This is a genomic window from Coprobacter fastidiosus (genome assembly GCF_982245605.1).
The window spans coordinates 1-11744 of the sequence record NZ_CEVCIF010000039.1 but is presented as its reverse complement, the minus strand read 5'-3'; the positions used below and the strand labels follow the sequence as shown (position 1 = coordinate 11744).

6 protein-coding genes and 1 pseudogene are annotated in these 11744 nt (G+C 41.6%); 4 read left to right on the top strand and 3 right to left on the bottom strand.

Going from position 1 to position 11744, the window contains the following annotated elements; translation table 11 throughout:
- Nucleotides 1–221 precede the first annotated feature (221 nt).
- From AC0UMU_RS10300 to AC0UMU_RS10290, 3 genes are all read right to left on the bottom strand, one after another.
- Nucleotides 222–2567: a GH92 family glycosyl hydrolase gene (locus AC0UMU_RS10300; protein ID WP_278715896.1), complete on the bottom strand. Its 2346-nt coding sequence runs from the start codon at nucleotides 2565–2567 to the stop codon at nucleotides 222–224.
- Nucleotides 2568–2700: 133 nt separating this feature from the next.
- Nucleotides 2701–4170, bottom strand: a complete 1470-nt coding sequence (locus tag AC0UMU_RS10295; protein ID WP_278715893.1) for a beta-helix domain-containing protein — start codon at nucleotides 4168–4170, stop codon at nucleotides 2701–2703.
- Between the two features lie 23 nt (nucleotides 4171–4193).
- Nucleotides 4194–7028 (bottom strand): TonB-dependent receptor, encoded by a 2835-nt coding sequence (locus tag AC0UMU_RS10290; protein ID WP_278715890.1) that lies wholly within the window; start codon nucleotides 7026–7028, stop codon nucleotides 4194–4196.
- Between the two features lie 456 nt (nucleotides 7029–7484).
- Between AC0UMU_RS10290 and AC0UMU_RS10285 the strand changes: the two are divergent.
- The 4 genes and pseudogenes from AC0UMU_RS10285 (at nucleotide 7485) to AC0UMU_RS10270 (ending at nucleotide 11571) form a co-directional block, all read left to right on the top strand.
- Nucleotides 7485–8436: pseudogene (locus AC0UMU_RS10285) on the top strand (IS30 family transposase).
- Between the two features lie 244 nt (nucleotides 8437–8680).
- Nucleotides 8681–9529, top strand: a complete 849-nt coding sequence (locus AC0UMU_RS10280) for a hypothetical protein (protein ID WP_473979932.1) — start codon at nucleotides 8681–8683, stop codon at nucleotides 9527–9529.
- Between the two features lie 16 nt (nucleotides 9530–9545).
- Nucleotides 9546–10061: a hypothetical protein gene (locus AC0UMU_RS10275; RefSeq protein ID WP_473979931.1), complete on the top strand. Its 516-nt coding sequence runs from the start codon at nucleotides 9546–9548 to the stop codon at nucleotides 10059–10061.
- A 151-nt stretch (nucleotides 10062–10212) separates the two neighbouring features.
- Nucleotides 10213–11571 (top strand): transposase, encoded by a 1359-nt coding sequence (locus tag AC0UMU_RS10270; RefSeq protein ID WP_473979930.1) that lies wholly within the window; start codon nucleotides 10213–10215, stop codon nucleotides 11569–11571.
- The last annotated feature ends 173 nt before the right edge of the window (nucleotides 11572–11744 follow it).

Sequence of the window (11744 nt, the reverse complement as noted above, 5' to 3'; positions counted from 1 at the left end):
AGGCTGATAAATTGTCCAAGTATTTCAAAACCTGTTTAAGAAACTAATTAAATTTCTTACAAAAATACAAATATATCTTTAACTCCGGCCATTGGAGACAAAAAGTAAAACCATATATCTTTTCAAGTCCCTTTTCCGATCCTTTTTCCCGCTCATGCACATCTCAAGTCCGCTATGCTCCTTATCGGGACAAAAAACAGCTTCACAAACGCTCTTTGGAATTACTCAAGTCCCCATGAATAATTAGGATACGACGCCAATCGAAAAGATATCTCTCCGCCATTCATAATATCGCTATGGTCTATATAACATTTTTCTAAAGATTTCCCGTTTAATTTTGCAGACTGGATATAACAAGCCTCCGAAGCATTTCCAACCGTTTTGATTACGAATCTTTTTCCCTTTGCATAGCGATCATCCAATTTTATTTCGACCCGGTCGAACAATGGCGTTGTCAATTCGTACCGAGTCTCTCCGGGACACACCGGATGAAATCCCATAGCCGACAAAACATACCATGCAGACATCTGGCCGACATCTTCATTGCCGACCAAACCCTCCACTTTATTTTTATAAGCACCGTTACAAATAGCCCTTGTCCAATACTGTGTAAGCCAAGGTGCTCCTAAACGATTGAAAAGAAACGGGACATGATGAACCGGTTCATTAGCATGATTATAATAAGCATTCCACAAAAAATCGGACGGGCATTTCTCAAAAAAGTTCGTCAAATCAGCCAAAGTTTTTGTTCTTCCACCCATTAAATCTGCCATTCCGGGAATATCGTGAGGGACAAACCACCCTTGTTGATAAAGATTACTTTCCACGCATCCGTAACTTTCTTTCAACCGCCCTTCTTCAGGCCACTCTTTCCATGTACCATCTGCATTACGAGGTCTGAACCACCCTTGTTCTTCATCGAAAACTTTAGAATAAGAACGGGAACGTTCAAAATATTCGGCAGCAGCTTCTTTACAGCCCAAATCCTCCGCCAATACAGAGAGACACCAATCGGAATAAGCATATTCCAATGTTTCGGAAACCCTTCCCGGCACATATCCGAGTTTTTTGTCATTCCCCATTTTCTCAGCTGTATTTACCGCATAAGCGTAAGCCTTTTTTACATCATAATTACGAATTCCTTTCCGATAAGCGTCCGCAATTACCGATATAGCGGGATTTCCGACCATACATCCGCTATAAGCATTCAAGAACTCCCACCGGTCATAATATTTCGTACCATTCTCTTCGGCAAGAGATATGAAAGAACAGATCATGTCGTTTACGACTTCCGGATTAATAATTGTCTGCAAAGGAAACTGACTTCTGAATACGTCCCAACCGCTGAATACCGTCCGTTTGATAAAATCGTCGGTCTTGTGTACTTGCTTATCGCCTCCGATATACTCACCCGTAACATCGGTAAATGCCCTCGGATCTATCATTGTATGGTAAAGTGCTGTATAAAAGATCGTTCTCATATCTCGAGTACCTCCCGACACTTTTATTTTGCTCAAAGCTTCATCCCACAGAGAGGCAGCTTTGTCCCGATAACGATCAAAATTCCACCCTCGCACTTCGGCTTTCAAATTCATCTCCGCCCCCTTCATACGGACAAAAGAGATACCGGTTTTTACAACCACCTCATCGTCCTCTTCTGTAGGGAACTCCGTATAAAATCCTAAATGATTTCCTTCCATTTTGTCCCGTTTATGAAACGTCTCGGCATGAATGACCCGGTCGATATATTCGGGTTTTCCTATGTCTCCCAACCGGCGTGTCCAATTATCGGAAATATCGGCACTCCATATCCCGTATTCTTTCAATGGACAACTGAATTGCGCATAGAAATATACTGTATAGTCTGCTTTTCCCGATCCATTTCCCCATCCTCCGCCAGCAGGCGTACAACGCATCCATCCTCGTATAGTCCGATCATCTACCCGTTCTATATATTGCCGAGTAGAAGTTCCTCCCACACGGCGGGCGAGATCAATCTGAATACGGGCTTGTTTATGTTTCGGATAAGTAAACCGCATAATTCCGCAATGCGGTGTAGCCGTCAACTCCGCTTTTATTTTATAATCGGAAAGAAAAACCGAATAGTATCCGGCAGAAGCTTTTTCAGATCGCTTGTTATAACGTGAACGGTATCCTTTTTCGGGATACTGTTCAGTACCCCGATAAGTAAACAGTTCCCCGGTTGTAGGCATAACCAAAAAATTGCCTAAATCACCATACCAACCAATTCCGCTCATTTGCGTTAAAGCAAAGCCTTCTATCGTCGTATGTTCGTCACTATACCCCGGACCATTATCACCTCCTGTAATCGTATTAGGACTTACTTGAGTCATTCCCCACGGTGTCGTAGCTCCGGGAAAAGTTTTTCCCAATCCATGACCGGCTCTTGCTTTCCGGACATTGGTGCTTGCTCCGATAAACGGATTCACATATTCAGAAAGACGTTCTTTTTTTCTATGAGAAGATGCTGCAACCGCAAGCAGGTCATACCCCGCAAATAAGGATAAGAAAAAAAGGATTAACAAATACTTTGCTCTGTAATTCATCGTGTGTGTATGATGTATAGTTATGAAGAATAGTCTATGCAAATATAACGAAAATGTCCCGGATTACTTCGGGACATGAAAAAGAAAGGAGAGAAAATCTCTTCCCCCTCCTTCCGACAAAACAAGAATCTAATCAATATACCGTATTCTGAGGGTCAAAATTAGTCCATCCGCTCATCCAATTATCCGAAGCGGTTTCAGTAGGGCCGAAAGCTCCCCTGTAAGCCGTTTTGGTAAAGAACGAGTTATTTACATAATTATTGGTCCATACTGCTCCGGCAGCTAACGGACTATCGGTATTCGGACACATATCCGGTGTACCGTTCAACAGTTGAGGATTTCCTTTTAATTTCAAATCAGAAATCGAAGACAAGACTCCTTCATTGGAGAGCGCAGCAGTAGCCCAATATGCACTCACGAACGTACCGGGATCAGAGGGATCAATAACGCTTTCCCGATTTTTCGGATTCAGAGCTTTATCTTGAAATGCTTTTTGGCATCCTGCAATCACACATCCGGAAATATTCAATGTCCCTGCCGTAGCAGATTCCTGAGAATTAGAACCGGCCTTATCATTCTCGATAATCAAACCGATCGGATATCCGGCAATAACGGAATTAAACAGATTGCAGTTTGAACTCCGACGTATTTGAACTCCGGTCTGGAAACAGCCCATCGTACTACCCTTATCATTTCCTTTATCTTGATAATTGGCCGGATCGGTAACCGGACCGAAAAGCGACACGTTGGCAAAAATAGGGCGAGTGGTCGGATCGATTACGCTACCTGAACTGTTATTATCCGACTCAAAACTGTTCGAACATGATTTATCGGCGTATTGCGGGTTACGGAGAGCAACAGCAAACTGTACCCGTCCCTGATAGCCGTTATCGGTATCGAAGTCGTCATCCCAACAACCCAAAGAGACTAAATAGCGGGCATCTACTTTACCGCCGAACCATTCATAACTGTCATCTCCTGAATAAGACACCTGAAGATGGTCGACTTGAGTACCTGCTCCTACCGATCCGAAAGTAATACCGTTGATCTCGTTATCGGTAGAGTATTCTATCCCGGCAAACTCGACACGGACATAGCTTAACACTCCGGAATTATCCGCATCATCATTTCCTCCATGTTTCGAACGTACTCCCCCTTCGATAGTCTGTTCACCTGCGTTATTCTTCGCTTTTCCTAAAATAATCAATCCGCCCCAATCTCCGGGCTTCCGGCTTCCGGGAGCTTGTGATGAAGTGAACACAATAGGACGATCTTGCTCGCCTTTTGCCATGATTTTACCTCCACGTTCAATAATCAACGTACCCTTACTGGCTTTATCTCCTTTGATAACCACGCCCGGCTCTATCGTTATCGTCTTGCCGTCAGGCACATAAACAAAACCTTTCAAGTTATAAGTATTGGGATAGGTCAATGTCAAATCACCCGCTATCTCATAATTGTCGGAACCATCTCCCAAATCGATAACTTCTCCGGTGACAGCAGGATCGCCCCCATTGTCATCATCATCGTTACAACTCGTAAATCCGGCTGCACAAACAGCACCGATTACTGCTAAAACAAAAAATTTCAATTTTGATTTCATCGTTTTTTAATTTTGGTTTATGATCAAAACTTTAAAGAAAGACTTAGTGATATCGATCTTCCGGGCGTATATTTCCGGGTAATCTGTTCCCGTTCTTGTTTTACGCCATCGATCGTCGTAGTGGGAAATTGTTTCATGATAACCGACTGTGCCAGAATATCCTTGATCCCCAATTTCAAAGAAACTATCTTCCCGAATGTTTTATTTATAGTCAAGTCAAGGACATTACGGGGCATCTCGTATGCGTCAGGGACATCATAATCGCTGTTTCCATCGACAGAGGTAGATTTTCCGACCCCGACAATACGTTTACCGATAATGTTATATAATAAACTTGCCGATAATCCTATCTTTTCGGAAGAAGTATAATAAAGTCCGGCATTCACGATATACGGAGACTGACCTTGTAGAGGACGGTCTTTCTCTTTTACCAACCCTTCATCGCTAAATTTGACCCGGCTTTTCACCCATGCCGCATTAAGAACTAAAGTCAAGTCGGGAATATTTATAAAGTCAAGCGATTTTCGAATATCCACCTCAACTCCGGTCGTATAAGCACTACGGGCATTTTCGTAGCTGTAACGATAACTGCCACCCATATCGATAAAATTCCATTCTATCGGATTTCTGAAATTCTTATAAAATAATCCGACACTGACGGTTTCTCCGGCCGAAGGATAAAGCTCATATCGCAGGTCCACATTATCGATCGTAGCCATCTTCAAATCGGGATTTCCCTGCACTTCGGCAAAAAGCTCAAAATCATAATAAACAGCGGGAGAAACTTCACGAAATTCGGGACGATTGACCGAACGTCCATATGCCAACCGGATAAGATTTTTGTCATTAAAACTATAAGTAGCATTAAAAGACGGAAGAACCGAAACTTTATCGTACTTATATTCTGTCATCAGTATCTGTGACGCACTGATCGCACGGTCATATTTTATCGACATATTCCACCACTCGGCACGCACACCTAAATTCACTTGAAATGCACCGAATGGAAACACTCCTTCTACATAAGCAGCCGCAATACTGTTCTTTCCGTCATACGCATTCGATTTGCGCGTTGTCTCCTCTATATAAACTTTATCATAACCAAGCCATTTTTCATTCATCATCTCGGTATAAGGTAAGTTTATATAATCTACCCGTTCGTCTCCCGAAAGTCTGTCATAGCGATAAATAAATTCTCTCGGCGTATATTCACGAATACGATACTCACCATATATTCCCGATTTTATTTCAGGATTCCATGAGCGATCGGAAAAACTTTTTTTATAATCTGCCCCGACCGAAGCGATATGATCATACAATTTCTGGTCATAACGGTTTATCATATCGTTATAAGAAGGTAAATCGGGAGTAATTACCTTATCGGCAGGAATTCCCCCGATATTTTTTATAATCCGACGATCAGGTTCCATTTTATTGGCATACGAATAATCGACAGTCCAGTTCAAAGTCTGAGTCATATCCTCATCCAACGTATGCAGTCCGGCAAGCTGCCCCACATAACTTAATCTTGAAGAATATAGCATCTCCGTCTGATTTTCATAATACTCGCCACTTACCGTACTCGTCCCGTAACGTTCTGTAAACCGATTTTTCCCGATCTGAGAGAAAAGATTCCTGAACTCGAATCGATTTCTCGAATCAAGGATAAAAGACCAGTTATTCATCGCGTTGATTTTCACCTCGTTTGTAAATTGATTATCAATATAATTTTTCTCAATAGTAGGAACATCCGCTGTGGCACTATATATTCCGTATCGAGTATTCTGCATATCCGGAATTGTCTTGTTTGCATTACTATATCCGAAAGTAAGAATCGTACCAACTTTATCTCCGATTTTCCGATTCCATGTCAGATTAAGTTTCAAGTCGGGAAGAGGACGAAATGTCTTTACATTCCAATCATTATTAAATCCGGTTTTCGTATAATAAGTAATTTGAGACGGATCGGTCATCGAACCCAGATGCGAAGGAAAATCTTTAGATAAAGGACGTGCACACCGATCGAATCCCAACCATTCGGTCGAAGAAGATTGCAACAACGAAAAATCTTTAAAATGGGTAACTGTATTTATCCCAGTACCGACACTTAACGAGAGAGAATTTTCATCCGGCATATTTTTTGTCGAAATTTTTATAAAACCTCCGGAAAAATCACCCGGCAATTCTGCTGTCGGGGATTTGATAATCATCATATTGTCAATATTGGAACTGGGTATAATATCGAAAGAAAAAGCTCGGCCGTCGGCTTCGGAACTCGGTACCGCACCATTATTGATCGACACGTTATTATACCTTTGAGAAAGTCCTCTTACAATAATAAACCGGTTCTCAATAAGGGAAATACCCGGTACTCTTTTGATAATCTCAGCAGCATCGCTGTCTGATGTTTTGACGATCTGTGCAGCCGATATACCTGTAGAAACGGTCAAGGCGTTCTTTATATTCGAAATCATCGCTGTCTCGGTATTTCGTCTTCGTACACCTGTAACAACGACTCCGTCAAGTTGCTTATCTTCTGAGACCAAAAAGAAATCGATATTTTTCGTCTCTCCTTTCTGAAGCATGATAGTCTCTTTATGAACACTATATCCGATAAAACGGCACTCTATTTCCAAAGATTTATTTGCCGGCAAGTTTTTTAACATATACGAACCGTCTTCTCCCGATGCTGTCGCAACAGAAGATCCGGTTAATAAAATGGTTGCACCCAATACCGGTTCTCCGGTCTCTTTATCAAATACTTTACCTGAAATAGTTTGTGCGACTGATGCAGTAGAAGAAAATAGGGAAAAAACTATTACTAAAAAAGAAAGTTTCAATGTAATTCTGTTCATCATTCTTGCTTTGTTCTTTTTACGATGCAAATATCCGACACGCAAATTACAAGCTCAATGCAACAAGGCTACATTTATTTTATAAAGACGTAACAATCATATTACACAAATCCGTAAAAAATTAGAACATGCAAATTATAAAAAGAACCCAGTTCAAAGAATTATCGGAACAAAAGTTAGACAAGCGCTAAAAATAGTGTACCGTATTTTAATATAAACCCCTATCATCTTTACACATAGCTTTTCAAAGTATTTCAATACTTAATAAAGTACAGAGCAAAAAAGTAACAAAACATTTTGTATAGATTCAAGATAGAATTGCAATATCCACCCTCCGCTCTTTTTCCGCTACGCTCCAAGAGCGGAGGGTGGAAAAAGAGCTAAACAAGGGTCATCAGCAATACAAAAAATAAAGGGGAAGCCTCTGCCTCCCCGAAGATCAATTAACTTTGTATTGTCATGTATCATCAACTGACCCGAGAGCAAAGATACGCAATCTATCCGGGATTACAAGAAGGCAAAAGCCGTGAAGCCATTGCTCGGCAAATAAAAGTTCACCCCTCGACCGTAGGAAGGGAGATAAAACGTAATTCGACCCGTCTGGGACGTTACAGCTGGCGTATAGCACAGGAAAGTGCGGATATCCGTAAGGGACGTGTGCCGGGCAATAGGAGCATTGACTGTAATATCCTGAAAGAAGCCCTGCATCTTTTAAAGACAGAAGACTGGTCTCCTAAGCAAATCTCCGGCTACCTTTCCCTTAAATCAGAGCATATCTCCCATGAGACTATATACAAGAGGATAAGGAGCGATGAAAGCGGAGAACTCCGCAGCCATTGCCATCATAAGTTGAAATACAGGCATCATATCAAAGTCTTTAAAAAGACCAAGGTGCGTAATATCCCCGACAGGACAAGCATACATGACAGACCGGCAGAAGCCAATGGCAGACGTTTCGGAGACTGGGAAATGGACCTTATCATAGGCAAGGGACAAAAGAGCGCGATACTTACCCTGTGCGAGCGTTCCAGGAATTACCTGCTTATGGCAAGATTACCGTATGGGAAGAATCCGGAGAAGGTGGTAGACATGGCCATAAAGGTTGTTTTTCCCCTACCGGAAATACGTACTGGCCATTACAACGGACAACGGAAACGAGTTTGCCTGCCATGAGAAAATCGCAAAGGCTCTTGCTACTACAGTCTATTTTGCAGATTCGTATGCCTCATGGCAAAAAGGGGCTATCGAGAACGAAAACAAACTTATACGGCAATACATCCCAAAAGGAACGGACTTTAGAGGTCTCTCGGAAAAGTACATTAAGGAGGTACAGTATAAAATTAACCGAAGACCAAGGGAAAAGCTCAACTTCTCCACTCCAAAAAAGGAGTTCTTCAAATTTATTTCGTAATATTGCACTTGCTGATTGACTCTGCCTGCCATGTCTTTTTGGATTTTATTTGTTTTTATTATATCTTTGTGACTGTTCCCGGATGGGAGTATCTCTTGGATGAGAGATCGCGCTGGATTAGCGCAAGGTATCATGCAAACGAAAGTTTCTTGGCGACTTGATCATTCCTACTTGCAAGTGAATAAGTAGTTGGCATACTACCCTATCTTATTATTAATTTCGAAAGGAATGGTCAAAGAAAATTATGAACGCTAAATCAGTAATTCTCAAATCAGAGAATCAAACTCAGGTATCAGTTACAAGATCTATCGAAGGCATCTGCATCCAAAAGATTGTCATGCCAATTTCACCACTCAGCTTCATCAATCTAATGCATCATGCAGATAGCAAAGTCAACCCTAGAAAAGCAAAGATCAATCCTATTGTCAAAGCAATTGAGGAAACATTGCAATTCTCCCCAGAGCTCTATTTCTTTAGTTCAAAAGGTATTCTACTTTCGTCTATCTATGTCGATCTTTTAGACCGCAATAGAGTGCGCCTTAGTTTTTCTGAAGAAGAAATGGAGGGAATAATGGATGGTGGACACAACGCATTTGCGTTATGTCGATTCATCGCAAATGTTATTAATGACGATAACTTGATAACTTGGGACGATTGTATTAGATATTATCGCAATGAGGATACTTTTACCTCGCTGAAAGTTGGATATGAATCTCACATTGGGCAACTGAAATTTTCTATTCCAATTGAAGTTATAGCTCCTGTAGATAAAGATGAAGCATCAATTGAGTATTTCTCTAATCATATACTTGAAATTTGTTCGGCAAGAAACGCCAATGTCTCGCTGAATGAAGCGACAAAGAGCAATAAGGAGGGTCTATATGAAGATCTTAAAAGATGCTTAAAGGGGAGTTACCGTGAAAATATTGCATGGCGAAGTGGTGAACCAGGTACGATAAAATGTGACGATATCGTTGCGTTGGCCTGCCTACCCTTAATAAAATTGCATGAATGTGGTTATTTTGATGGCAACCCCAACATTGGAACACTTAACCGAATAGCCTATATATTCACAAAAAAGCTTGTGTGTTAAATATTACCGTAACTTAATGAAAGATAAATCCGTTTCCGAACAGCAACTCGGGAAATACGATCTTACAGACAATGCGATCAGATCTGGATTTGAACTTGTTGATGATATTGTCAGATTTTTCGACAAAATCTATTACCACTTTCCAATGGTCTATAATAGGAATTCTGGCTCTTTTGGCCGTATCACAGGAGTAGTGCAGAAGGAAAATGAAACAGGCGGTTATATCAGCAAATTTACTGGTCCATTTAATACCTATCCAAAACGATCTATATATAACTATGCGTATGGATTTTTCTATCCGATCATTTGTGTACTCACCTCATTAATGGAATTCGAAAACGGCAAGTTGAAATGGAGAATAAATCCTTTAACAATAAATTTTGAAGATGAGAAAGTGATTAATAACTTTGCATTTTATATCGATATGGTGAAGCAGGTTCAATATGACCCTCAAAAAGTTGGCAAATCCAGCCTATCATATAAAGTTGCTGACATAGTACTACAAAACATCATGAACGAAATGTTAGCATAGGAATAAAAGGGGACATTCAGTAAATAATATAAAATCAGCCAACTAATTCATACACAAAATATTGCGAATTAGCTGGCTTTTTTGTATCTTTAGGTATTCCCCCGAAATTAAGGTTTGGCATCCAAAGTGGGGGAAATTCCCCGACTAAGATATGGCTAAGGTACAAAATATTTCGGAAATTCACCCAACTTTGGGCTTCACAGAATTTGATGTTCTAGAAAAATATCGCAAAAGTTTTCATGAGAGTGAGCTTGGCAGGCTTCATTCCGTATTTCCGTTTGAGCGTATGGCGAAGGCGGCGGGTCTGTCACGGCAGCATCCGGGCCGACGGAACATCTTCAGCCCTTCGGCAAAGATTGCCCTTATGGTTCTGAAGGCATACACCGGATTCTCTGACAGGCAGCCGGTGGAACATCTTAACGGGAACATACATTACCAGATGTTCTGCGGAATCATGATAGATCCGTCCTCTCCCATAACTAACTTCAAGATAGTCAGCGCTATCCGCAATGAGATAGCATCCCGTCTTGACATTGATACCCTCCAGGATGTTCTGGCTTCACACTGGAAACCTTATCTTGACAACCTTCACGTGTGCATGACCGATGCCACATGCTATGAGAGCCACCTGCGTTTTCCAACGGACATGAAACTTCTTTGGGAAAGTATCGAATGGCTCTACAGACATATCTGCGGCCATTGCAGGGAACTCGGTATAAGGCGTCCGCGCAACAAATATGCGGATGTGTCAGAGTCCTATCTTTCCTACTGCAAGAAAAGAAAAAGGAAGCTTTCAAGGACAAGAATGCTCAAGCGGCGTATGATCAGACTCCTTGAAAAGCTCCTCATACAGAGGGATGAGATTCATCGGGAGTACGGGGTATCACTCCGATATACAAAGGATTATCGGAAGCGTCTTTCCATCATCAGAAAGGTTCTTGTACAGGAAAAGGAAATGTTTGAAGGTCGGAAAGTCAGTGACCGCATCGTCAGCATCGACCGTCATTATATACGTCCCATCGTAAGAGGCAAGGAAACCAAGTCCGTCGAGTTCGGCGCAAAGGTTAACAACATACAGATAGACGGTATATCGTTCATCGAACACCTCTCGTTCAAGGCTTTCAACGAGGGGATACGGCTTAAGGACTGTATCCGTATGCAGCAGAAACTTATGAGTGTAAGGGTTAGATGCGTGGCGGCCGACTCTATATATGCCAATAACGCCAACAGAAAGTTCTGTACGAAATATGGAATATCCACTTCCTTTGTGCGCAAGGGAAGGGCGGCCAGGGATGAACCCTTGAGGAAGGTTCTCAGATGTGAGTTGTCAAGAGAGAGGGCCACCCGGCTTGAAGGCAGCTTCGGAACTCAAAAACAACATTACTCACTCTCAAGAATAAAGGCCGGGAACAGGAAGACGGAAATCCTGTGGATTTTCTTTGGAATACATACGGCAAATGCCGTACTGATGATAGACAAGATCAGGAACAGGACGGTGAAAGCGGCATGATATGATTTTACAGGCAGAGGCAGAAGATGTCTTCAGACTTCTTCCCGAGCGTCATGTCTTGTAGGGTAAGATTGTGTGAGAAATTACAGGAATAGGACTATAAAAATGGCATATGAAGGATACTGTTCCCCAAAGTGTGTCTGAGATAGAGGAATAAAAAAGTCTACAGATTT

Bases quoted from the DNA above. Each gene is read 5' to 3' on its own strand.
- AC0UMU_RS10300 (WP_278715896.1), bottom strand. From the start codon at position 2,567: ATGAATTACAGAGCAAAGTATTTGTTAATCCTTTTTTTCTTATCCTTA.
- AC0UMU_RS10295 (WP_278715893.1), bottom strand. From the start codon at position 4,170: ATGAAATCAAAATTGAAATTTTTTGTTTTAGCAGTAATCGGTGCTGTT.
- AC0UMU_RS10290 (WP_278715890.1), bottom strand. From the start codon at position 7,028: ATGATGAACAGAATTACATTGAAACTTTCTTTTTTAGTAATAGTTTTT.
- AC0UMU_RS10280 (WP_473979932.1), top strand. From the start codon at position 8,681: ATGAACGCTAAATCAGTAATTCTCAAATCAGAGAATCAAACTCAGGTA.
- AC0UMU_RS10275 (WP_473979931.1), top strand. From the start codon at position 9,546: ATGAAAGATAAATCCGTTTCCGAACAGCAACTCGGGAAATACGATCTT.
- AC0UMU_RS10270 (WP_473979930.1), top strand. From the start codon at position 10,213: ATGGCTAAGGTACAAAATATTTCGGAAATTCACCCAACTTTGGGCTTC.